This is a genomic window from Pseudomonas ovata, assembly GCF_003131185.1.
Taxonomy (GTDB): Bacteria; Pseudomonadota; Gammaproteobacteria; order Pseudomonadales; family Pseudomonadaceae; genus Aquipseudomonas; species Aquipseudomonas ovata.
This window is the reverse complement of record NZ_QFFU01000008.1, coordinates 50,180-73,437: the sequence shown is the minus strand read 5'-3', so window position 1 is coordinate 73,437 and position 23,258 is coordinate 50,180. Positions and strand designations below refer to the sequence as shown.

The 23,258-nt window shown below is 55.1% G+C and carries 24 protein-coding genes and 2 pseudogenes; 19 read left to right on the top strand and 7 right to left on the bottom strand.

Going from position 1 to position 23,258, the window contains the following annotated elements; translation table 11 throughout:
* The first annotated feature begins 116 nt into the window (after positions 1–116).
* Together ligB and DGA31_RS13265 are read left to right on the top strand one after the other, a co-directional pair.
* Positions 117–1,814, top strand: coding sequence for an NAD-dependent DNA ligase LigB (ligB, locus tag DGA31_RS13270; protein ID WP_109512874.1), 1,698 nt, complete (start codon positions 117–119; stop codon positions 1,812–1,814).
* 42 nt (positions 1,815–1,856) lie between these two features.
* A complete protein-coding gene (locus tag DGA31_RS13265; RefSeq protein WP_109512873.1) occupies positions 1,857–2,261 on the top strand; it encodes a DUF1090 domain-containing protein in 405 nt (134 codons plus the stop codon).
* A 26-nt stretch (positions 2,262–2,287) separates the two neighbouring features.
* On the opposite strand, the gene DGA31_RS13260 is transcribed toward DGA31_RS13265, so the two are convergent.
* Positions 2,288–2,683: an MAPEG family protein gene (locus DGA31_RS13260; protein ID WP_056840570.1), complete on the bottom strand. Its 396-nt coding sequence runs from the start codon at positions 2,681–2,683 to the stop codon at positions 2,288–2,290.
* Positions 2,684–2,696: 13 nt separating this feature from the next.
* Positions 2,697–3,533 carry a DMT family transporter gene (locus DGA31_RS13255; protein ID WP_109512872.1) on the bottom strand — a complete coding sequence of 279 codons (837 nt, stop codon included), beginning with the start codon at positions 3,531–3,533 and terminating at the stop codon, positions 2,697–2,699.
* A gap of 193 nt (positions 3,534–3,726) precedes the next feature.
* Here DGA31_RS13255 and DGA31_RS13250 point away from each other — a divergent pair.
* The 3 genes and pseudogenes from DGA31_RS13250 to DGA31_RS13240 form a co-directional block, all read left to right on the top strand.
* Positions 3,727–4,587 (top strand): annotated as a pseudogene (locus DGA31_RS13250) (cation:proton antiporter); the annotation flags it as partial.
* Between the two features lie 383 nt (positions 4,588–4,970).
* Entirely contained in the window at positions 4,971–5,957 is a 987-nt protein-coding gene (locus DGA31_RS13245) for a nucleoid-associated protein (protein ID WP_161959187.1), read from the top strand.
* Positions 5,954–7,414, top strand: coding sequence for a hypothetical protein (locus tag DGA31_RS13240; RefSeq protein WP_109512870.1), 1,461 nt, complete (start codon positions 5,954–5,956; stop codon positions 7,412–7,414). Before DGA31_RS13245 ends, DGA31_RS13240 begins: the two co-directional genes overlap by 4 nt.
* A 686-nt stretch (positions 7,415–8,100) precedes the next feature.
* On the opposite strand, the gene DGA31_RS13235 is transcribed toward DGA31_RS13240, so the two are convergent.
* Positions 8,101–9,774, bottom strand: a complete 1,674-nt coding sequence (locus DGA31_RS13235; RefSeq protein ID WP_109512869.1) for a DUF262 domain-containing protein — start codon at positions 9,772–9,774, stop codon at positions 8,101–8,103.
* A 98-nt stretch (positions 9,775–9,872) separates the two neighbouring features.
* Between DGA31_RS13235 and DGA31_RS13230 the strand changes: the two genes are divergently transcribed.
* Entirely contained in the window at positions 9,873–10,133 is a 261-nt protein-coding gene (locus DGA31_RS13230) for a hypothetical protein (RefSeq protein ID WP_109512868.1), read from the top strand.
* A gap of 89 nt (positions 10,134–10,222) precedes the next feature.
* On the top strand, positions 10,223–10,990 hold the full coding sequence (locus DGA31_RS13225; RefSeq protein WP_109512867.1) for an SIR2 family NAD-dependent protein deacylase: 768 nt from the start codon (positions 10,223–10,225) through the stop codon (positions 10,988–10,990).
* Between the two features lie 182 nt (positions 10,991–11,172).
* On the opposite strand, the gene arsN2 is transcribed toward DGA31_RS13225, so the two are convergent.
* Complete coding sequence (gene arsN2, locus DGA31_RS13220; protein WP_109512866.1) at positions 11,173–11,637, bottom strand: arsenic resistance N-acetyltransferase ArsN2; 465 nt, start codon at positions 11,635–11,637, stop codon at positions 11,173–11,175.
* A 124-nt stretch (positions 11,638–11,761) separates the two neighbouring features.
* On the opposite strand from arsN2, the pseudogene DGA31_RS30280 reads away from it, so the two are divergent.
* The 7 genes and pseudogenes from DGA31_RS30280 to DGA31_RS13185 form a co-directional block, all read left to right on the top strand.
* Positions 11,762–11,860: pseudogene (locus tag DGA31_RS30280) on the top strand (arsenate reductase ArsC); the annotation flags it as partial.
* Complete coding sequence (locus DGA31_RS13210; RefSeq protein WP_060708143.1) at positions 11,857–12,213, top strand: metalloregulator ArsR/SmtB family transcription factor; 357 nt, start codon at positions 11,857–11,859, stop codon at positions 12,211–12,213. The pseudogene DGA31_RS30280 and the gene DGA31_RS13210, both read left to right, overlap by 4 nt.
* 24 nt (positions 12,214–12,237) lie before the next feature.
* Positions 12,238–13,521, top strand: coding sequence for an arsenic transporter (locus DGA31_RS13205; RefSeq protein WP_109512865.1), 1,284 nt, complete (start codon positions 12,238–12,240; stop codon positions 13,519–13,521).
* 16 nt (positions 13,522–13,537) lie between these two features.
* Positions 13,538–14,008 carry an arsenate reductase ArsC gene (locus DGA31_RS13200; protein WP_109512864.1) on the top strand — a complete coding sequence of 157 codons (471 nt, stop codon included), beginning with the start codon at positions 13,538–13,540 and terminating at the stop codon, positions 14,006–14,008.
* 47 nt (positions 14,009–14,055) lie between these two features.
* The gene (gene arsH, locus DGA31_RS13195) at positions 14,056–14,769 is read left to right on the top strand and encodes an arsenical resistance protein ArsH (protein WP_109512863.1); all 714 of its coding nucleotides are present in this window, start codon (positions 14,056–14,058) and stop codon (positions 14,767–14,769) included.
* Between the two features lie 20 nt (positions 14,770–14,789).
* Positions 14,790–15,212, top strand: a complete 423-nt coding sequence (arsC, locus tag DGA31_RS13190) for an arsenate reductase (glutaredoxin) (RefSeq protein ID WP_109512862.1) — start codon at positions 14,790–14,792, stop codon at positions 15,210–15,212.
* Positions 15,213–15,249: 37 nt separating this feature from the next.
* Positions 15,250–16,323, top strand: a complete 1,074-nt coding sequence (locus DGA31_RS13185) for an ArsO family NAD(P)H-dependent flavin-containing monooxygenase (RefSeq protein ID WP_109512861.1) — start codon at positions 15,250–15,252, stop codon at positions 16,321–16,323.
* A gap of 26 nt (positions 16,324–16,349) precedes the next feature.
* Here DGA31_RS13185 and DGA31_RS13180 read toward each other — a convergent pair whose 3' ends face one another.
* Complete coding sequence (locus DGA31_RS13180) at positions 16,350–16,901, bottom strand: arsinothricin resistance N-acetyltransferase ArsN1 family B (protein WP_109512860.1); 552 nt, start codon at positions 16,899–16,901, stop codon at positions 16,350–16,352.
* A 212-nt stretch (positions 16,902–17,113) separates the two neighbouring features.
* Positions 17,114–17,440, bottom strand: a complete 327-nt coding sequence (locus DGA31_RS13175; protein ID WP_109512859.1) for a four-helix bundle copper-binding protein — start codon at positions 17,438–17,440, stop codon at positions 17,114–17,116.
* Positions 17,441–17,860: 420 nt separating this feature from the next.
* On the opposite strand from DGA31_RS13175, the gene DGA31_RS13170 reads away from it, so the two are divergent.
* The 5 genes from DGA31_RS13170 (at position 17,861) to copD (ending at position 22,575) form a co-directional block, all read left to right on the top strand.
* Positions 17,861–18,070, top strand: a complete 210-nt coding sequence (locus DGA31_RS13170; RefSeq protein ID WP_109512858.1) for a co-regulatory protein PtrA N-terminal domain-containing protein — start codon at positions 17,861–17,863, stop codon at positions 18,068–18,070.
* A gap of 148 nt (positions 18,071–18,218) precedes the next feature.
* Positions 18,219–20,084: a copper resistance system multicopper oxidase gene (locus DGA31_RS13165; protein WP_054092734.1), complete on the top strand. Its 1,866-nt coding sequence runs from the start codon at positions 18,219–18,221 to the stop codon at positions 20,082–20,084.
* Between the two features lie 10 nt (positions 20,085–20,094).
* A complete protein-coding gene (locus DGA31_RS13160) occupies positions 20,095–21,180 on the top strand; it encodes a copper resistance protein B (protein WP_109512857.1) in 1,086 nt (361 codons plus the stop codon).
* Positions 21,181–21,253: 73 nt separating this feature from the next.
* Positions 21,254–21,637, top strand: a complete 384-nt coding sequence (gene copC / locus DGA31_RS13155; protein WP_007247295.1) for a copper homeostasis periplasmic binding protein CopC — start codon at positions 21,254–21,256, stop codon at positions 21,635–21,637.
* A 2-nt stretch (positions 21,638–21,639) separates the two neighbouring features.
* Complete coding sequence (gene copD, locus DGA31_RS13150; RefSeq protein WP_109512856.1) at positions 21,640–22,575, top strand: copper homeostasis membrane protein CopD; 936 nt, start codon at positions 21,640–21,642, stop codon at positions 22,573–22,575.
* Between the two features lie 48 nt (positions 22,576–22,623).
* On the opposite strand, the gene DGA31_RS13145 is transcribed toward copD, so the two are convergent.
* Entirely contained in the window at positions 22,624–23,061 is a 438-nt protein-coding gene (locus DGA31_RS13145; protein WP_192062355.1) for a DUF411 domain-containing protein, read from the bottom strand.
* Between the last annotated feature and the right edge of the window lie 197 nt (positions 23,062–23,258).

The following is a 23,258-nucleotide window of genomic DNA, read 5'->3' as shown; positions in this document are numbered from 1 at the left end:
TGTACTGCTGCGACACATCTGCTAACGCCTTGCAAAAGCCGGTGACCACGCCGACAGCCAGGCCTGCACAAAGCTGACTAGCCTGTCGGGCATCGTTCTCGGCAAGGATGCTTTCGATGTCATTGACCATTCGCTTTATCACCGCCCTGGGCTTGAGCCTGGGGTTGCTGTCGACCGCTGCACCCACCTATGCCCAGGCCTGCCCGGATTGGGACGCGTCCAGGGCGGGGCAGGAAGTTCGCTCGCTGCAGGACCGGATCAGCCGGTGGGACGACAGCTACCATCGCCAGGGCGTTGCACAGGTGGCCGACGAGATCTACGACCAGGCCCGCGAGCGACTGGCCCACTGGCGACAGTGCTTTGACCTGCCGGCCAACAGCACGGACAGCCCACTCAACACGGCCAAGGGCCCAGTGCCTCATCCCGTGCTCCATACGGGCCTTGGCAAGCTGGCCGACGACCAGGCCGTGGCGCAGTGGCTCAACGGCCGCGAGGACCTGTGGATCCAGCCCAAGGTCGACGGCGTGGCGGTCACGCTGGTGTATGAGCAGGGCCGGTTGAGCCGGGCCATCAGTCGCGGCGATGGTGTGCACGGCCAGGACTGGACCGCGCACGCCCTGCGCATGGCCGCCATTCCCGGTCAATTGCCAGGCCCCCACAACGCCGTGCTGCAAGGCGAGCTGTACTGGCGCCTGAGCGATCATGTGCAGGCCAGCGCCGGCAGCGCCAATGCCCGCAGTAAAGTCGCCGGCACCCTGGCCCGTCATGATCCCCTTGATGCGGAGCTGGCCCGGATCGGCCTGTTCGTCTGGGACTGGCCCGATGGGCCGGCGACCCTGCCCGAGCGCCTGACGGGCCTGAAGGCCATGGGCTTTGCCGACAGCCTGGCCTACACCCATCCACTGCAAACGTTTGAAAATGCCCGCCACTGGCGTGAGTTCTGGTATCGCCAGCCGCTGCCCTTCGCCAGCGACGGCGTGGTCTTGCGCCAGGGCCGGCGTCCGGCGGCCGAGCGCTGGCAGGCCAAGGCACCTTACTGGGCAGTGGCCTGGAAATACCCCTATGCCACTGCCCTGGCCGAAGTGCGCAAGGTGAACTTCAACATTGGCCGTAGCGGTCGCATCACCCCGGTGCTGGATGTACACCCGGTACGCCTGGACGACCGCACCATCCGCTCGCTCAGTGCCGGCTCGCTGCAACGCTGGCGGGAAATGGACATCCGTCCCGGCGACCAGATCGCCCTGAGCCTGGCCGGGCTGACCATCCCGCGCCTGGACAGCGTGGTGCTGCGCAGCACCGAGCGCGTCGAACTGGCAGTGCCAGACCCGCAAGCCTTTCATGCGCTCAGTTGCTGGCAGCCCACGCCCGGCTGTGAAAGCCAGTTCAAGGCCCGCCTGGTCTGGCTGTCCGGCAAGCAGGCGCTGAACCTGCCAGGCGTGGGGCCCGGCACCTGGGACAAATTGCTGGCTGCAGGACGACTCGACAATCTGCTCGACTGGATGACCCTCGAAGCCGCCGAGCTTGTTAAGATGCCGGGCCTTGGCGAACGCAGCGCCGCCAAACTGTTCGCCAGCCTGCAAAGCGCACGCGACAAGCCTTTTCAGCTCTGGCTCAAGGCCCTGGGCCTGCCGCCGACCGGCGACGCCCGGCTGGCTGACCACTGGCAGCCACTGGCCGAACGCAGCCTTGAGCAGTGGCAGGCTGAACCCGGCATCGGCCCTGGGCGGGCGGCGCAATTGCAGGCCTTTTTTCTCGACCCGCAGGTGCTGGCGCTGCGCGATCGACTGCACGCCTTGAACATTGCGGGTTTTTAATACCGGGTTGTCGACCCCGCCCGGCCTTCACAAGGAGTACACATGAAGCGCGTTTCCCCCCTGGTCCTGTTGCTGGCCTGCACCCTGGCGCCCTCTGCCCTGCTGGCCGCCGAGATGCCCGCGCCGGTCCCGGAGTGCCTGCTCAAGAGCCAGGACATCAGCAGCAAGCTTCAGCAGGCCAAGGCCGACGGTGACAAACGCCAACAGGCCGGCCTGGAAAAGGCCCTGAGCGAAGCCAACGCCAATTGCAGCGAAACCTCGCTGCTTAAACAGCGCGAGCAGAAAGTGCTGGAGGCCAAGCGCGAAGTGAGCCGCCGCCAGACTGACCTCAACCAGGCCATGGCCAAGGGCGACCCGGAGAAAATCAACAAGCGCAAAGACAAGCTGGCCGAGTCGCGCAAGGAACTGCTCGAAGCCCAGGCCGAGCTTGAAAAAGTCCAGGACTGAGCCGGCGCGCTCTGTGGCTATCCCGGTCAGGCCGCCGGAAATGCCGAGACACCGAACAGCGCGATGATCAGGCCCATGCCGACCAGCCAGATCAGCGAGCGCAGCATGGCCAGGTCGGCCAGGTAGAAGATGATGTACAGCAGGCGCGTGGTGATGAACAACACCGCCAGCACATCGATGGTCACCAACTGCGCATTGCCGGCGATATGGGCAATGATCACGGCCGCCGCGAACGCCGGGAGGGCCTCGTAGCCATTGAGTTGCGCGGCATGGGCACGCCGTGGCAGCCCTTCAAGATCCTCGAGGTAGTCGCGCGGGTCGTGGTTGTCGCGCATCTTGAAGCCGCTGCTGAACTTGGCGATGCCTGCGCACAGGATCGGCAGGATGATCGCGATCAATACGCACCAGAAGGCTACTGTCATTTTTTCGTTCCTTTCAATTGAGCTTCATGACCAACAGGCCGAGCAATACCAGGGCACAAGCTAAGAGCCGGGGACGCCCGAAAGGTTCTTGCAGGTAGCGCATGCCCATGAGCACCACCAGCACCACGCTGATTTCGCGCAGGGCCGCCGCTTCGGCCACCGACCCCAGTTGCATGGCCCACAGCACCAGCGCATAGCTCACCAGCACGCACAGCCCGACGCTCATTCCCAGTCGCCACTGCTGGCGCCAGAACAACACGAAGGCAGGGCGCCGACAGACGACGGCCGCTGCCGGAAACGGCCAGGCACTGATCAGCGTCAGCCACACCAGGTAATCCAGCGGCGGCGCGCCGAGCGTGAGGGCCTGCCCGTCAATCCAGGTATAACTGCCGATGCACAGGCCGATCAGCCCCACCACCGGCAGCATCGACCAGGGTAATCGCACGCCGCCTCCGCCCTGCCAGAGCAGGCAGGCCAACCCGGCAGGAATCAAGAGGATGCCCAGGATTTGCCCACTGCTCAGGACCTCGCCGCCAGACAGCAAAGTCAGGCCCAGCACCACCAGGGGCGACAAGCCGCGCATCAAGGGATAGACCAGCCCCAGGTCACCGACCTGATAGGCCTTGATCAACAGCCCTCGATAGAGCAATTCGAACAGCGCCGAGGCGATCAGCCAGGGCCAGACAGTCGCGGCAGGCGGTGTGACGAAACCCAGCGCCAGCAAGGCAAACACCAGGGCCACGAAATCCATGCTGGCGATCACCAGCAGACGCTCGCCACTGAATTTGACCAGGGTATTCCAGGTGGCGTGCAGCACCGCCGCCATCAACACCAATGCGGTTGCCAGCACACCCGTGTTCCTCAAGGACAGTCCGCGAGCATAGTCGATGATCCGTCCGCCCGACAGGCTCAGCGCTGCGTCAAGCCACCGTGTGTGGCAAAAAATTTCCCCGGTGGTGCACTATGAACGGTTCCCGGGGGTCAATGCGTGCGCCTGACCCACTGAAATGCACCCTGATACATGATGGATACGGACTTTACGGATGCTTGAACTTGCTGCTGCCTTCATATGCCTGACCACCCTGCTCACTTATGTGAACTACCGTTTTATCGGCCTGCCGCCGACCATCGGCGTGATGGTCACCGCCCTGCTGTTTTCCCTGATCCTGCAAGGCTTGAGCGTGGCGGGTTTTCCAGGGCTTGAAGAACGCGTCCAGCAACTGATCGGCCAGATCGACTTCGGCGACCTGCTGATGAACTGGATGCTGTCCTTCCTGCTGTTCGCCGGCGCCCTGCACGTCAACCTCGCCGACCTCAAGAGTTACCGCTGGCCGATCGGCCTGCTGGCCACCTTTGGCGTGCTGATCGCCACCGTGGTCATCGGCACCCTGGCCTGGTGGATCTTTGCCCTGTTCGGCTGGCACGTCAGCTTCCTGTACTGCCTGCTGTTCGGCGCGCTGATTTCTCCTACCGACCCGATCGCCGTGCTCGGTGTGTTGCGCACCGCCAATGCCTCCAAACCGCTGAAGACCACGATTGTCGGCGAGAGCCTGTTCAACGACGGCACCGCCGTGGTGGTCTTCACGGTGCTGCTGGGCATCGCGCAACTGGGCGAGACCCCGAGCGTTGGCGAAACCGCCTGGCTGTTTGCCCATGAAGCCATCGGTGGCGCGCTGTTCGGTGGCCTGATCGGCTACGCGGTGTACCTGATGATCAAGAGCATCGAGCAGCACCAGATCGAAGTCATGCTGACCTTGGCGCTGGTCATCGGCGGCTCGGCGATGGCCTCCGAACTGCATGTCTCGGCGCCCATCGCAATGGTGGTGGCCGGCCTGATCATCGGCAACCTGGGGCGCAACCTGGCGATGAACGACATGACCCGACGCTACATGGACGGCTTCTGGGTTTTCCCAAAGGGGCCAGAAAAGCAACCATTCTTGTCACATCGAGAGGGAGTGTACAACGCCACTTAAAGCTGGGAAGCCCCCCTCTATCCCTGCCAAGCTGCTGACTAAGCTAATCGCCGCGCCTGCAGCCAACTTCGACTCCCAAAATACCTAGGTCAGGGTTACAGCCCAAGCCAAGACGCCTGACGCACTCCAACTGGCCTTCCATCGGATAGGTAATCCTTATTGAAGCTAGGTGCTGGCAAATGCCCTCGGTGTATGTATATTCATACAGTAGTGTTTCATCGCAAAGGCTATGGAAGGCGCTAGGCATAATGCTAGAAAGGTGCTTATATCGATGATTGATATCACGTCGCCACTAGCAAGGATGAGGGATTACCTTGGCCACTCTTACCGATAAAGAAATAGACGCCCTGAAAATCGTGAATTTTATATTTCACGTGGTACATCACCGGGCCGACGACCCCATACTTTTTGACGACACTCCCCTTGGGACATTCGAGCCGTTCTTTATTGAACGAATCAAAGAAACTCTTAAAGGTAATAAGTTTTCTTTCGCTGAAATATCCCAAGTAAAAGCAAAACTGAAAGGGTGGGAAAAAGGCGAGTCTGATTTTGTGGACGTGTCTAAGAGTCTAGCCCGCCAATTTCACCGACTTGGTGATAGACGGATGAAATCAGGGGTATTGATTGTCATTGGTTTGATTACAGGGAACAAGAAATTTTACTCACTCATTAAATACGACTCTGAAAAAGTAGTAACATTTGAAACACAGGGTGCTAAAGCTATACTTCAGGCTGTGACCAACAACTTTACTGAATCACCAAAAGCGCTTCAAAAATCTGCCCTGATAGATTTGGATTCACATGATTCAGAAGTAGTAATCATCGACAAGATGAGCCGATCTGGGATCAGTGATTTCTTTAAAGAGTTTCTAGGTGTGGAGCGCCTGCGAAACTCCAAGGAAATGACAGCAGACTTTGTCAAGGCTATAAAAAAGACTGTCAGAACGCATCTAGGCGATCTGCCGCCTACCATTACTTCCAAAGTTTCTGAAAAAGTTATTGAAATAGCGAAGAAGCGCAAGGAATTTGAAGTCGAGGAATTTTTCACCGACTTCTTTGGCATTAATGGGGGAGATGAAATTCGAGAAACCTTCAACAAAGATTTAGAAGCTCTCAACCTGACAGGCGAGGTCTTTGCTTATGACAACGATGAACTACCAACCAATGAAGCAAAAAAATACGTAACAAGCGAAGGTATAACGATCAATATGCCCGCACGCGCAAAAGGTAGTTTAACTATTGACAATGGGGCAGATGAAACCGTCATTACCATCCGAACAAGTCGCCTACGTGAATCATGAAAAATTTAGCCCTAGAGCTTCATAATTTCTTTGAACGGCTTTCGTTGTCAGGTGGGTCTGCTCAGGTTGAAACCGCAGGCACGTTCCGAATCGACGAAGTAAGTAATGTTTCTATTGACTTTGTCCGCGAGCTAAAAGACTTTGCCTCTCGCATTAAAACTGCGGGACTGGGGCTGATAGAGCTATTTGGGGAAGTTTCGGACAGCATTGAGGTTAGTACCTTCCAGTATGCGGACATAGAAAACGATAGATTGACGATTATTCTCGAAAAACCGGTAGAACGTCACTGGTGCTACTTTCTAACGCTAAAGGGCTTTGAAAACTGGCTACGAGCAGGCCTATCCTCACCGCAGCAACTGCAAAAAAAAATGTGCATTTGGGTAGCGGGCGAGGTCATCGATTTTTCCACCTATAGCTTTTCAGTAACAGAGATGGGTGGCCATAAGGATCTACCAACCACTACCCATTGCCCTGAAAAGCCTTGGAAAACAGTCCGAGATCTTACCCAAGCTTACGCGCCCTCATCGCTCGAACCCTGGTTGCTGCTAACGGAGCCAGTAGCGGAAAGCGAAACCTTCAAGACTTGGAAAAATGTCGCAGTAGAAAAGCTCGCATTTTGCTTGCCTACCGAAATCCGAAGGGAAGATGGCGGAACGCATGTTGTTTTCCGAGGGGGTCGCTCTCTACCGATAACCGTAGAGGAGCCCATCAACTGGACAGACGTCGATTTCATAACGATGCATGAGACCTGCCAGTGGATTTACTCTACGCCTCGGGAATCTGAAACAAAATTCCAGCTATTTAACAATCACATCGCCATTAACTGGAACAACGATGCGACATGGCCCTCAGGTTTGAAACCTCTTCTGAGAAACAGCCTGTCTGGTGCAAAGGAAGCATTTGCCTTTCACCTTCAAGATCAGAGCAAGGAGGCGGTAAAGAGTTTGGGGGATCTGCGCAAGGGCTTGCAAGAGGAGGTAAACAAGACCCAGACTGCTACAAGAGATCTAATATCTGCGCTCTGGAGAGACTTTGCTGTGGCTGGTATTGTATTAGCCCTCAGAACTCCGATGGTAAAAACAGGTGTCGAGACTACAGCCATGACAGTTCTCTATTTAGGCGTTTCCGCGCTTCTGATATTTAGTATCCTGATAAACACTCTATCAAATTTGAGGTTCAACAGCCTTGGGGATAGCAGCCGCGAAGGATGGCGTAAAAAACTCTATAGCTTCATGTCTGCTGATGACTGGCATCGATTGGTTGAGAAGCCTATATCCGCTGGACGCACCGTTTACTGGTTTGCTTGGACTGTGTGCTTTTTCCTGTACGCATCCATTGTTCATTACTTCCTTTCACTTGCAGCGCCTGATGTTGTGGACAAATATTTTAACTCTTACCTTGTCTCGATGTGGAATTGCATAAAAAACCTTCTATCTATAATTTATGGTAGCTTCTAAATAAAGCAACAATATCATAATGCTGCATCAAAACTGGATGGTAATAGTTCAGCCCAACAGTTGTAATTTGGGCGCTTAACCTTTCACCTGAATGCGGACTTCATCGCTTTCGGCCCCTTGCTTGCATTTCGGAATCGCAACAATACGACCATATCTCCCTTGAAGGCCGTGCCCACCTTTAGGCATTGCGACCACTCGTCCATCGATCTTGCAAACCGTGGCCGCTTGGTTTGATTCGAACCATTCGCCCATCTCGCATCTGAAGACCGTGCCCCCTTAGGAATGGCGACCATCCCGCCGTCTCGGCCCTGCAAGCGCTACGCAGTGATCCCGAATCGGCACATTGAGCGTGAAAAATAGGCTTAATGTGCCAGATCGGGATCATTACGTGCTCCTACCATCGGAGGCCGACACTCCCCACCGGGTAAAAAGCGAAAAGACCGAGGTTTCTCTGAAGGCATTCATCCCTCTATGTACGTCCAAGCTCATGGGTAGATCCGGGCATACAGGCTGGGTATTTCCGCCATAACTGCGCTGAGGGAGGGCAGTAGCCTATCGCCATTCTCCAGCTACGCTGAGGCGCTATGCCAGTGTGGCCAGAAGTTTCCAGGATGCACGCCTTGAGCAAAATAGTGATCGGCCTTTTTTGGGGCGTCGTCAAACTACAGTCACCACCCACTTATCGCTCAGTCCGCCCATTCAAGCCTGATAAAATCTTCGATGCTTTTTGCTCGAGCTAAAGCCATGTCTTCTGTCCAAGAACCAGCTTCATGAATCTGTTGGCCGACATGGATCGTGGCAATCAGGCCGCAGCTTCGATAGACGTCTATTTTCTCAACGGGAGGCCTAGCTTTTAGCGAAGAGTTTGTTCCAGGTGGCAGCATCGTCAGATTCCCGAGATGGTGCATCCAGTCGACGCCACTGCTCTGCGGTGCGATATGTTCTATTGAGCTAGCGGCATCCTGCTCCCAGATCTTTCCCCATTGGCTCTCATTTAGCTTCTGCCCTGCGAGCTTGGCCAAGTGTTCGTCATAACGGTTCAGAACATAGCGCAGCTGATTTTGCCAGCCATCGTAGCTGCTCAGCCACTCAATATTCTCCAAAACTTGGTCAATCGAATAACCCTTGGAGATTTTTTCCAACCCACTGAGGATTAGATCCTTGCTCAGGTTGTTCCGGTAGATTTCATAGCCAAGACGAATATACTCCCCAACTTTGTGCCGGCTGTCCCGGCTCGCCAGCTCGTAGATCCTGAAAGTAGCTCGCTCCCATTTACCGAGTAGTTCCTGCTCTGTCTTCTTGTCGAACTTCCGCAGCAGTATCGCTGCCGCAACAAATCGAGCGTGTACAATGCGCGTAACAGCGCGAAGGCGCGGATCCCGGAAAAGGCGCAGGTTTGCTTGCACGACCCCTTCGAGCTCATGACCAACCTCTGCAATCGTTTTTAACTGCGTGCCCGCGTTCAAGGTTAGTAATGCGGTCGAGTCTGCTTCACTGGGAATCCGATTCGGTCGTGCGTCACACGCCCATGCTCCTGCGAAGCGGAGAGCTTCGTCTCCTATTCGTGTGCTGTTTTCCAGCGAGCGATAAATGCCCCTCCAGACGTCTTGCATTTCAGACACTGCCTCGTCGCGAGTGCCACCCTCAACGTGCTCGAAAATGAGTGCCATTAGCTGGCTTTTAAGCTTGTCGATCCATTTCACATCCAGCCCACGGCTGTTAAGAACCTCGAAGACTCGGTATACCGTAGCCTCGTCAGAAATCTCATGGTAAATGATCGTTAGCTTGTTCCTGATGGTCACCAACAGCTCAAAGATCGTATCTCCACGAGCCAACCATTTGCTCACAAAGAGTTCGCAGTCACGGGCAGCTTCAACCAGGTTCTGATCTGCAGCAGTTTTGGCTGAGCCTTCCTCCACCACTCCCTTGCGGACGTAGTTGGTGAAAACCTGACTCGCGTCATGGTTTGTCTGAAGCAGAATCAGAGAATGGTCGTCTCCCTTTACAAGGAGCTCACCCAACTCCCGTCGCACCTTGGCTTGCGTAGCATCGTCGTTGTCTAGAGCCTTCTCAATCGCCTTCATAAGGATGATGAGAGTCGTTACACGTTGTTGGCCATCAACCAGCTCGACAGTCTTGAACTCGTCAACGCCGAGAAGGCGGGTTTCTTTCTCCTTGGCCAAGGCGACCAAAGTAGCCATGAAATGCTCCCGACCAGATCGAAATGCCTCCTCGATGTCGCCGAATAAGTCTTTACGCTGGCGAGATGTCCAAGAGTAGGCGCGCTGGTACTCTGGGATTCGAAAAAGCCTGCCTTCAAGCAAACCAGCGATCTTGAGGTGGAGTGGATTAAGCTTCATGCGCGTTCCTTGCTGTAGAAATGATGAGAGAATAGCCATTAGCCAGCAAAAATAGCTAGCGACCCCCTGCCAGTTCTCCCTGACAAAAGGAACACGACATGAGTCTGCGCACCAATGTGCTGGTTGCTGTAATCGACGGTCATCTTGGCAAAGGTCTGATTGTCACGAGGCAAGCTGTTATCCAGCTTTTCAGCGACGTAGCTGAAACCTACACAGGCGTCTTCCTATCCAATTCGGAGATGACCACTGGCGTTAGCAGCCCAACCTATGACCACTTCACGCAGCGGGTTGGTGTAGGCACTTACCGCATTCATCCTCAAGCGCTTCTGGATCGCATGGCTGAAAGAGAATTGGCGTAGGATCCCTTGGTTTTTGGCCGACAACAGCAGCCACCAATCCAATGCCCAAAGTGTTGGCACCTCAACAGTATCCGGCCCAAGGAATGCTCATGACCATCAGTACCCTGGCTAAGCAGTTGAGGGACACTCAGCACGTCGTGGTCTTTACCGGGGCAGGTGCATCGGCGGAGAGTGGCATCCCGACATTCCGAGACGCACTCACAGGGCTGTGGGAGCGGTTTGATCCTGCACAGCTCGCCACCAGCGAAGCATTCAGAGCCGATCCATCATTGTGTTGGGGATGGTACGAATGGCGTCGGCACAAGGTTCTCCAGGCGCAGCCAAACGGTGCTCATCTCGCTATCGCTGAGCTTGCCAAGCATGTCCCTAGTCTGACCGTGGTCACCCAGAACGTTGATGACCTTCATGAGCGCGCTGGCAGCCGAGATGTGATTCACCTGCATGGCAGCCTGCATGCGCCCCGCTGCATTGACTGTGGGCAAGCGCATACCTTGCCTCTCACGTCTGACGCACTGCCTGAGGATGGACGTCGGATTGAGCCGCCGCGATGCACCGCATGTAACGGGTATGTTCGGCCAGGCGTTGTGTGGTTTGGTGAAATGCTGCCTGGGGATGCATGGAGCGCAGGGCTCGCAGCTGCTGAGGAATGTGATGTCTTCCTCTCGATTGGTACTTCCGGGATTGTTTACCCAGCTGCTGAGCTTCCGCTACGTGCTTTGGGCCACGGGGCGACTGTTGTCCACATTAATCCTGTGCGCTTCGATGTCAGCAGCCAAGAGCACTTTCTTGAAGGCCCTGCTTCGGTGGTGATGCAGAGCCTGCTTCGCGAGACGTTCGGCAACCATCCTGCATCGTAGTTGGCGGTGATCCATATCACTTCTGCTTTGAGCTTGCCCCCTTCGGGGTACGGCTGTCGTAAACCGAACCCGGCTATGCCTGGTTTCGGCCCTACGGGCTTCCATCCTCAAGCCTTTGGCCCGTCGTGGGCCTGCGCGCTCCGCTTACGCTTTGACCACAACGTACATCTTTATCTCAACGACTACCTTCTTGCCGCTCCAGATAACGCCTTGCACATGTAGCAAGCCGAGCCAGGGCAAAGCCCCATGAACTGCTCCGTCTGAGAAATAAGAGGTGGCGCAGAGCCTCGTTGATTTACTGCATAGCCCTGCTGCTCAAAAAAGCCTGGCGCAGTTGTTGTCAGCAAATGAAGTCGAGCGATTCCCTGCTCGGCGGCTTTCGCTTCAATGACCCGAAGCACCGTGACACCGACCCCCTTCGATCTGTGTGTCGAGACTACGACCAGGGAACGCAGCAACCCGTCCGCACCATGCGTTTCGAATCCTCCCCATGCGACCGTCTCACTGTCCTGTCTGAACTCAAAAAAGGTTCGGCCTGGAAGATCAATATCATCTGCTGGAAGGTCAGCGGACTTCAGCGCGTCGCGAAAACGCTGCCGTTGTCCTTCGGCTATTTCCGTTGCCTGGATCACCATCTCCTTACCCATCCCTTCGTCTCCTTCTGTGCCGGTTGGTATGGCCTGTCACGGCTCAAGCCGAAGCAGCAATCATCATATTCGCTTTACCGAATATTCGACAAAGCATATATTCGATTTTTCGTATGCATTAGCTAGCGACGATCCCGGCGCATTTCACCACACGCTCCACGACATCCACGAGCGCATCAAGCTCTTCGTTTTGGTCAAGACCAAACACCTGGAGGATCTATGACAGAACCCATGAACCCCACCACCTTATTCAAGTGCCTGGCGGATGACACCCGAGCAAAAATTTCGCTGCTTGTCGTGAGTGAAGGTGAGCTGTGTGTATGCGAGCTGACGGCAGCACTTGACCTGAGTCAGCCGAAGATTTCTCGTCATTTGGCGCTGCTGCGCTCCGCCGGTTTGCTGTTGGATCGTCGCCAAGGCCAATGGGTGTATTACCGACTGAATCCTGACTTGCCCGCGTGGGTGACGGCAGTTTTGAAGGAAGTGGTAGACGCCAATCAGCAATGGCTGGAAACCGAGGCTAAGCGCCTCTGCGGCATGAACGACCGTCCGATCAACCAAGCCGTGTGTAGCTGATTCACGCCCAACCGGATTAATGAAATGCTGATTGCCGTATTGATCTTTATCGCCACCATCGTCCTTGTCATCTGGCAACCCAAGGGGCTTGGGGTTGGATGGAGTGCGATGTTCGGTGCCATCGTGGCGTTGCTGGCAGGTGTCGTTACCCTTGCCGACATACCAGAGGTTTGGCGCATTGTCTGGAATGCCACTGGGACTTTCATCGCGGTCATCATCATTAGTCTGCTGCTTGATGAGGCAGGCTTTTTCAAGTGGGCTGCGCTGCATGTGGCCCGATGGGGAGGCGGGAGCACCCGCAAGCTGTTCGCATTTATCGTCCTGCTGGGCGCAGCGGTGTCGGCACTGTTCGCCAATGACGGAGCAGCATTGATCCTCACACCCATTGTGATCGCTATGTTGCTGGCGTTGCGTTTTTCTCCTGCGGCTACTTTGGCATTCGTCATGGCAGCCGGTTTTATCGCCGATACGGCGAGCTTACCGCTGGTGGTTTCCAACCTTGTCAACATCGTTTCTGCCGACTACTTCGATATCGGCTTCAACGAATATGCATCGATCATGGTGCCGGTAAACATCGTCAGCGTGGCGGCGACGTTAGCCATGCTGCTGTGGTTTTTCCGCAAAGAATTACCAAAGACCTATGACCTCAACCAACTGGACAATCCGGACGAAGCAATCCACGACCGGGCCACTTTTGTAGCCGGCTGGAGGGTGTTGGCACTACTCCTGATCGGCTTCTTCGTCATTGAGCCACTGGGGGTGCCAATCAGCGCCATTGCAGCGGTCTGTGCATTCATTCTTTACGTCATCGCGGCTCGTGGTCACGCCATCAATACAAGCAAGGTGCTCAAAGAGGCGCCATGGCAGGTAGTGATCTTTTCTTTGGGGATGTACCTGGTTGTTTATGGCCTGAAGAACGCCGGCCTGACCGACCACATTGCGCAGATCCTGAACGTGTTCGCCGGTTATGGCGTTTGGGGCGCGTCCCTTGGTACAGGGCTGCTAACAGCGTTGCTGTCTTCGATCATGAACAACATGCCCACCGTTCTGGTAGGCGCCTTATCCATTCATGCCGCTGAAGTCGATGGTGTAGTCCAGCAAGCGATGGTTTACGCCAACATCATCGGCTGCGATTTGGGCCCGAAGATCACTCCAATTGGGAGCTTGGCCACTCTGTTGTGGCTGCACGTGCTAGCCCGGAAAAACATAACGATCAGCTGGGGTTACTACTTCAAGACCGGGATCGTGCTGACCGTGCCCATCCTCGTCGCCACATTGTCCGCCCTGGCACTGCGCCTCAGTTTCTGAATCAAGGAATCGTCTGATGAAAGTCTTGTTCATGTGCACCCACAACAGCTGCCGCAGCATTCTGTCCGAGGCGCTTTTCAACCACTTGGCGCCCAAGGGTGTAGAAGCCGTCAGCTCAGGAAGCTTTCCCAGTGGCCGGGTGAATCAACGGGCATTGCAAACGCTGGAGGCGGCGGGTATCTCCACTGCGGGCTTGCGCAGCAAGGCTTCGGATGCTTTCGAGGGCTCGCCTCCCGACATCGTGATTACCGTCTGTGATCGGGCTGCAGGAGAAGCATGTCCCATCTTCTTCGGCCCAGCCTTAAAGGCGCATTGGGGGCTGGCTGATCCGTCCGAAGCCACCGGGTCGGAAGCAGACATTAGCGCAGCGTTCGAAACCACACTGGCCAAAATTCACGAACGCGTGAGTGCGTTTCTTGCGCTGCCGCTCAAGACCATGAGCCCTGACCAGTTGAAAGCTGAACTGAACCGCATCGGTTCGCTTTAAAGATCAACCGAGGCGGTGGCCTAGCCGGCGCCGTGGTAGGAGTTTATATGCAAGACACATTGCCAAACGTACACACCGACTTGATCGACATTCCGTCGTTGGAGCAACTGGAGCCGCGTACACCGTCACTCCATAAGCCTCGAATTCTGCTTTTGTACGGATCGACGCGAGAGCGCTCTTTCAGCCGTATGGTGACTCAGGAAGCAGCCCGTTTGCTGGAGGAGTTTGGCGCCGAAACCAAAATCTTCGACCCCTCGGGTTTGCCGCTTCCGGATGACGCTCCCGATACACATCCCAAGGTCGCTGAGCTGCGCGAGCTGATGCAATGGTCTGAGGGACAGGTGTGGTGCTCCCCTGAGCGTCACGGCTCCATGAGCGCAGTATTCAAAGCCCAAATTGACTGGGTTCCGCTGGCGATAGGTGCTGTACGACCTACGCAAGGAAAGACCCTTGCAGTGATGCAGGTCTGCGGTGGCTCGCAATCTTTCAACGTGGTTAATCAGCTGCGCGTACTGGGTCGATGGATGCGGATGTTCACCATCCCAAACCAATCTTCGGTAGCAAAGGCGTTCACCGAGTTTGACGAGGCAGGTCGTATGAAACCGTCCTCGTACTACGACCGTCTCGTGGACGTGATGGAAGAGCTGATGAAGTTCACCCTGCTGTTGCGGGATCGCCAGGATTATTTGGTTGATCGGTACTCCGAGCGTAAAGAGTCCGCCGAAGAGCTTTCCAAACGCGTCAACCAGCGCTCCATTTGATACCACCGCGAGGAAACGGTATGAGTCAGATAACGATTTATCACAACCCGCAATGTGGAACCTCTCGCAATACCTTGGAGCTGATCCGCAACAGCGGAGACGAGCCGACGGTTATCGAGTACCTACAGACCCCACCTGACCGCACCACGCTTGTCAGGCTGATCAAAGATATGGGTATCGAGGTGCGGGCCCTGCTTCGTATCACAGGCACTCCCTACGAGGAGCAGGGACTCGGTGATACCTCACTTACTGATGATCAGCTCATCGATGCCATGATGGCTCACCCCATTCTGATCAATCGCCCCATCGTCGTGACGCCCTTGGGGACACGCTTGTGTCGTCCTTCAGAGGCAGTCCTCGACCTGTTACCGCAAGAGCAGCGTGGCAGCTTCATCAAAGAAGACGGACAAGTCGTCATTGATGAGCAAGGTCGCAGAGTCTGAAACGACACCGGCGAATTGTCGCCAATGAGTCTGGAGGATGCTGGTGAGTCAGAATCCGAAACTTGATGTTGTAGTCACTGGTGGTGGCCAGTCCGCGCTGACAGTCGCCTATTTTTTGAAGCGGTCAGGCTTGTCTTACGTGCTGCTCGATGCGGAGTCGGCACCAGGAGGAGCCTGGCGGCATGGCTGGGACTCGCTGCGACTCTTCTCTCCATCGGCATGGAGCTCGATTGCGGGCTGGCCGATGCCTGCCGTATCAGAAGAAACGCCTCACCGGGATGATGTTATCGACTATCTGACTCTGTACGAGCGTCGATATGACTTCTCCATCATCCGATCCACCAGGGTGACCCGTGTCGAAAAAATCGAAGAAGGATTACGGGTTGTCTCCGGGGATAGAAACTGGGATGCCAAGGCGGTTATCAGTGCAACAGGCACCTGGAGCCGCCCATTTACCCCGAGCTATGCCGGACAGGAGTTGTTCTCAGGGCGGCAGCTTCATTCCGCTCATTACGTTGGGCCCAATGAATTTGAGGGGAAAACCGTCCTTGTCGTGGGTGGTGGCAACTCGGGAGCCCAGATTTACTCCGAGGTTTCTAAAGTGGCTCAGGCAACCTGGGTAACTCAAGAGGCCCCAAAGTTTCTACCTGATGAGGTTGATGGGCGCGTCCTGTTCGAACGAGCTACTGCTCGATTGAAGGCGCAACAGGATGGCGTGGAACCTGAAAAGCCCGCTGGGGGGCTGGGCGACATCGTAATGGTGCCATCGGTGAAGGGCGCTCGTGAACGCGGTGTATTGAGCGCAGTACGGCCATTCACGCACTTCACTTCAACAGGCGTTGTTTGGTCATCAGGAGACGAAACAGCGGTGGATGTCGTCATCTGGTGCACTGGGTTTTCTCCAGCGCTCGACCACCTGAACAGCCTGGGCATTGTAGTCCAGGATGGCAAAGTAGCTGTGAACGAAAACCGGAGTGTTGTTTCACCCAATCTGTGGCTGGTGGGTTACGGCGATTGGACGGGGCTCGCCTCTGCGACATTGATCGGAGTAACCCGCACCGCTCGAGATGTAGTCAAGCAAGTGCAAAGCTATCTCGCAAGCGAAGCCTGATGGCTCGCGACGCAAATCGAATACGCCTACTGTGATACGACTTCAAGCTCGGGAAAGAGAATAGGCTCGAGTGGAGGAGTTACCTGGCACAGCCCAAGCCTCCAGTAACCGACGTCGTGCCATTTTCCAAGCTTGAAGCCCACCTCTGGATACGTCCCAACGAGTACGAATCCTAGCGACTCGTGCAGACCGACACTTCCTTCATTGGGCTGCGCAATTCCGGCGTAAGCTGCGCGAAACCTCTGCTGTTCGAGAATCGGAAGCAAGGTTTCATAGAGTTCACGGCCAACGCCCTGCCGGCGAGCCGACTCGGCTATATACACCGTCACGTCGACAGCCCATCGGTAGGCCGGACGAGCGCGATGCTGGCTTGCGTAGGCATAGCCCTTGATCTCCCCACCTTCTTCGGCCACCAAGTAGGGATATGTCTGAAGCGTTGTCGCTATTCGCTGAGCGATTCCCTCAGCACTTGGCGGAATCTCTTCGAACGAGATGGCCGTTGTTGAAACGATGGGGGCGTAAATGCGCTGGATGGTTACAGCATCTGCTACCTTCGCCGTACGGATTTTCAAAGCCATATCGGTCATCCATGATCCAAAGCGGTAACAGTACCTTTTTCGGAACAAATTTTCGATTTCCCCACGCTCCCTCTTAGCGGCATTGGGGGCACGCAATTATTTCTATAGGTAGTTATCCCAAAAAACGCCGTGTCGGGTTTTTCACCCTAGTGGCCAACCCACCATTCAATGGTTCGCCACTAGGGTGATGACACCTTTGGTCGAAGGGAAGCTCAGGCAGCCATTGATTCGCATGCTTGTGCGCAAGCTAAACACGCTTTTGAGCAGCTCTGGCAATGTTCTGCTTCATGAGTGCCGCACTCCTGACCGCATGCCCGACAAATTTTTGCACAAAGCATACAAAGCTCATTCGCGAAGGGGCTTCCCCGTGTCATTAGGGTCGCTGCCAGCCTACAGATATCGGCGCAATCCCTATCGAGCTTTATGCAGTTCGCCATCATCTTAACGTCCTGCTCTTCCAGACAGGCTGACGCGCAAGTTTCACAGGCCAATGCGCAGCGCAGGCATTCTGAAATGCAATCTTCATAGCTACTGTTCATAACTAATTCTCCGAGGTCGACGGTCGATTCAGTTGATGCACCTTTCTTGAAGGTACACTCCGTCCGACCCAGGCAGATTGGTTGGGTTTCGAGAAAAAAATTACAGTTTTGTAAGGTAGGCGAACCTTCGCTATTCAGCTTGCCTCATCAAGCCGGCACTCTCTGTCATAGGTCTGGAGATTCAGCTTTCCATGCAGGCGCGGGCATTGCGTGGAGCAGGTGGAAGGCTGGAGTAGATCGTCGGCGATCTAAGCCACCTTTGGCGCTCCCGTTATGTTGATCAGTCCCGGCTAACGCCGCTGTCAAATTTGTAATCGCAGACTAAGCCTGCTGACAGGTGCAAGCCCCCATCATCCTCACTGAGCCGATGCTCAATCTCTCTGGACTACCTGAGAGCTAATTCTGTTGAGGAGATGCGCCATGAAAGCAACCAAAGTTCTGATTCTTACATTCAGTTTGGCTATATCGTCGCTGGCGTTTGCTGAGGGCGGGGGCGACCGTGCAGCTGAGCGCATGGAGCGAGCCCGCGAGACGGCGATGTCCACGCTCACCCCGCGTTCGAGAACACAGCCGAAGGAGGACGTTGCGCAGGACAAACCTGTGGCTGAAAAGCCAAACCATCAATGCTGAGTCTCCCAGCTTACGGAAATGTAATTACCTCATTTGCTGGCTTGTGGCATCTTCGATGTAGGAAATCGCCCAAGCGATCAAGAGATTGAATCCTCGGAATGTGCGCATTAATGCGCGCCTCCGTCCGACTGATGGGACACGAATCGGTATGCACTCCAACACCTCTCGGCGCACCTTCGTAAAAGGCCTCACCGCAGGCGGAATTCTTGCGGGCTTAGGCCTCTGGCGCAACCCTGTATGGGCTGCGCCTGGCCTCGGGGAAGCGAACGTCCTGTCAGGAACGGAGTTCGACCTGTTTATTGGCGAAACACCGGTAAACATTACAGGCAATCGCCGTACAGCGCTGACGATCAATGGAGGGCTTCCGGGGCCCCTCCTGCGCTGGCGTGAGGGTGACACTGTTACTTTGCGCGTCAAAAACCGCCTGAAGGATATGACTTCCATTCACTGGCACGGGATCATTCTTCCCGCCAATATGGATGGTGTACCCGGCCTTAGCTTTCACGGAATTGAGCCCGACGGAACTTACGTCTATCAGTTCAAGGTCAAGCAGAACGGAACATACTGGTATCACAGTCATTCCGGCTTTCAAGAACAGGTCGGTGTATATGGCCCGTTAGTAATTGAAGCGAAAGATCCCGAGCCGTTTGTGTATGACCGTGACTACGTGGTGATGCTTACCGATTGGACGGATGAAGATCCGGCCTCGTTGATGAAAACGCTGAAGAAACAGGCTGACTACTACAACACCCACAAGCGAACGGTTAGCGACTTTATAAATGACGTGGCTGACAAAGGTTGGTCAGCCACCGTTGCTGATCGCAAGATGTGGGCTGAAATGAAGATGAACCCCACTGACATTGCAGACGTCAGTGGCGCGACCTATACCTATTTGATGAACGGCCACGCCCCGAATTCCAACTGGACAGGCACTTTTAAACCCGGCGAAAAGCTCAGGTTGAGATTCATCAATGGCTCGGCAATGAGCTACTTCGACGTTCGTATTCCTGGGCTGAAGATGACTGTGGTGGCCGCCGATGGCCAGTATGTAAAACCTGTGAGTGTGGATGAGTTCCGAATAGCCACAGCTGAGACGTTCGATGTAATAGTCGAGCCCACCCAAGAAGCCTACACGTTGTTCGCACAGTCAATGGATCGGTCGGGATATGCCCGAGGTACTTTGGCTGTTCGATCAGGCTTAGTCGCACCTGTACCCGAGCTCGATCCTCGTCCTCTCGTCACCATGGCCGACATGGGCATGGCGGGTATGGATCATGGCTCGATGGGCGGAATGGGCGATATGGCTGGAATGGATCACAGCAAAATGGCCAGCATGGGTGACAGTTCGATGGATGGCATGTCGGGGATGGACGGCGGCTCCATGACATCGATGAACCATGGCGCTAAGCAGGATATGTCCGGCATGGAAGGCATGGCCGATATGGATCACAGCAAAATGTCTATGGGAGGCATGGGTGGGATGGGCGAGATGCAGTCGCACCCCAAGACAGAAGCCAACAACCCTCTCGTAGACATGCAAGCGATGTCGACCTCACCGAAGCTTGACGACCCCGGTATGGGCCTTCGGGAGAACGGTCGCAAGGTGCTGACATATTCCGATCTCAGGAGCACGTTTGAAGATCCTGATGGCCGTGAGCCAAGCCGAACTATCGAACTGCATCTGACCGGGCATATGGAAAAGTTCTCTTGGTCATTCAACGGGGTGAAGTTTTCTGATGCCGAGCCAGTGAAACTGAAGTATGGCGAGCGAGTTCGGATCGTGCTTGTTAATGACACCATGATGACGCACCCCATCCATTTGCATGGGATGTGGAGCGACCTTGAAGACGAGAATGGCCAATTCCTTGTTCGTAAACACACCATCGACATGCCGCCAGGATCGAAGCGCAGCTACAGAGTCACCGCCGATGCACTCGGTCGCTGGGCCTATCATTGCCATCTTCTGTACCACATGGAAATGGGTATGTTCCGAGAAGTGCGAGTAGAGGAATAAGGGGTCGACTATGAGCAACTATTTTTGTGGCACTCGCATTCACTCGGTTGTAGCTACGGTCGCTCTCAGCCTTGGCTTTGTTCTGCCGGCAGCCGCTGACACCACTCAGCCTGCAGACGACGGGCAAATGCAGAGCATGGATCACAGCCAGATGACGGGCATGGATCATTCCCAGATGCAGGGTATGGATCACAGCCAGATGAAGAGCACGGATCATTCCCAAATGCAGGGCATGGATCACAGGCAGATGAAAGGCATGGATCATTCGCAAATGCAGGGCATGGATCACAGCCAGATGAAGGGCATGGATCATTCCCAAATGCAGGGCATGGATCATAGCCAGATGCAGGGTATGCAGCCCTCCAAGCAGCAGGCTCGTAGTGAAAGCCGAACCCCCATACCGCCAATTACAGATGCGGAGAGAGCCGCAGTTTACAACGCGCCTGGTGGTCACGAGGTTCATGACACCGCTCTTAACTCGTATTTCATTTTCGAAAAATTGGAATGGCAGGATGCTGATGAAGGGAGCGCGTTGAACTGGGAAGCTCAAGGTTGGATAGGCGGAGACGTTGACCGTCTATGGCTGCGTTCTGAGGGTGAGCGCACCAATGGCAAAACTGAGGAGGCCGAGGTGCAAGCGCTGTGGGGTCACTCTATTAGTCCCTGGTGGGATCTGGTCGGTGGGGTTCGCCAAGACTTCAAACCAGGTGATCCACAAACGTGGGCGGCTTTCGGCATCCAGGGCTTGGCGCTCTACAACTTCGAAGCCCAGGCTACTGCTTATCTGGGCGAAGGTGGCCAGACTGCGGCGCGGCTAGAAGGAGACTACGACATCCTTTTGACCAATAAGCTCATTTTGCAACCGACTGCAGAATTCAATTTTTACGGGAAAAACGATCCCCAGCGTGGCATTGGCTCCGGGTTATCAGAAAGTGAGATTGGTCTGCGGCTCCGGTACGAGATCCGTCCACAATTCGCTCCTTACGTGGGCGTAACCTGGAATCGTAGTTATGGAACAACGGCTGACTACGCCAGCGAGGAAGGCGAAGACAATAACGAAGCACGCCTGGTGCTAGGCGTTCGGGTCTGGTTCTAAACCAGAGTTAATGGCACCAAAAAAATAATTACTCAACCTCATTACAACAGCTATGCGCTGTGAGGAGCCTTGCATGTCGTTCTTGAAATCCTGCGTAGTGGCTGTCGCTCTTTCATCCGGTATTTTGCTGAGCTCGGTCGCTCAAGCTCACCCGAAGCTGTTGTCTTCGACTCCGTCAGAAGGCGAATCCGGTGCGGCCCCTTCCAAAATCGAACTGCATTTTTCCGAAAACCTGGTTACCCAGTTCTCCGGCGCCAAGCTGATCATGACTGATATGCCAGGCATGCCGAATTCACCTATGGGTGTCAAAGCCAGCGTAGCAGGCGGAAATGATCCGAAGACCATGGTAATCACGCCTTCATCCCCCCTGACAACGGGCACCTACAAAGTAGAATGGCGGGCAGTATCGTCCGACACTCATCCAATTACCGGTGCCGTAACTTTCAAAGTGAAATAAGCATGAGCGACCCTTTGAATGTGGCGCTGCGCCTCGCGCTTTATCTGGATTTGATGCTCCTGTTCGGGCTCGCAGTGTTCGGGCTGTACAGCTTTCGCGGGAAAGAGCGCGTATCGGGAACGGTGTTGCATTTCGGGTCGCTGCTGAGTGGGGCTGCCGTTATAGGCATTCTTCTGTCTATGGCCACGTTCTTGGTCATGACGAAAAACATGAGCGGTGCGTCCGATTGGGCGGAGCTGTTCCCTCACCTGGAAATGATGCTGTCTGAAACCGAGGTCGGTTACAGCTGGATGGCACGTATGGTCTCGCTTGCAGTGGTGATAATCGCTGTAAGCCAAAGCACTCGATTGCCATCTGCTAGTCTTTGGATTGCTACCCTAGCGGGCAGTATTGCCTTAGCTACGCTTCCATGGACAGGTCACGGGGCGATGGATGAAGGGGCTAGACGGTTCTGGCATTTCGCAGCGGATATTCTCCATTTACTGGCTGCTGGCGCTTGGATTGGAGCCTTGGCCGCCTTTGCTCTGATGCTGAGCATGAGGGGAGGTAATCCTGACCAACTCGTACGGGTTTTGACTCGGGCGCTCAAAGGATTCGAAACAGCGGGCGGGTTCATTGTGGCTACGATCATACTCACAGGAGTCGCTAATTATCTTTTCATTGTCGGGCCGACCATTACAGATGTAGTGACCAGTACCTATGGCATTCTCCTCCTAGCGAAAATCATATTGTTCGCTGGCATGCTCGGACTCGCGACCCTCAATCGTTTCTACCTCAGCCCCTCACTGGAACGCTCTGTGAGCGGGGGTAATTATTCTGACGCAGTCACTGCTTTGAAGAAGAGCGTGCTGCTTGAATCGACCTGTGCAGTTGTCATTGTTTGCTTGGTGGCTTGGCTAGGAACGCTAAGCCCTTCAATCGAGATGGCTCAAGGGTAATGCCCGCGCAGATCTGAGCAACGCTGGTCGCTCAGATCTGCGTGACGATCATTTCGGGTAGTCAGCGACCACCTCTTGCGCACCACCCTTGGTGAGGCCCAAGACTTGGTAAGGTTGATGTTTCTGACCATAGTCCATACCAGGCGAACCTGCTGGCATGCCTGGCACTGCAATCCCTGCAAGGTCGGAACGGTCATTCAACTTCTTAATTTCATCCGCCGGAACATGGCCTTCTACGAATTTTCCACCAATAACTCCCGTGTGACAGGAAGCTAATCCCTGCGGCACACCCAGCCCTTTCTTGATAGCGCTCATATCGCTTTCCACATGGTCAGTCACCTTGAATCCATTCGATTCCAAGTGCTTGACCCACTCCTTACAGCATCCGCAATTCGCGTCACGGTGGACATCGATACTGAGCTGCTCCGCAGCTTGTGCAACGCCCATGAGCATCAGCCCAGTAGCGAGGAATAACTTACGCTTCATCATTTTTATGCACCTCTCTAACATTTCGTAGCGCGGTTGCTATGTATTCCTTGTCCGGACTCATTACCTCGCATCCGCACCGTTCCAAGGTAGGTTAAGCGCAACAACTGATCATTGCCGATTACATTTTCGTAAGCTGCCGTCTAGCTGCTTACGCCCTTCCATGCCATGGTGCCTAGGCGCTTTCTGCCACCTGT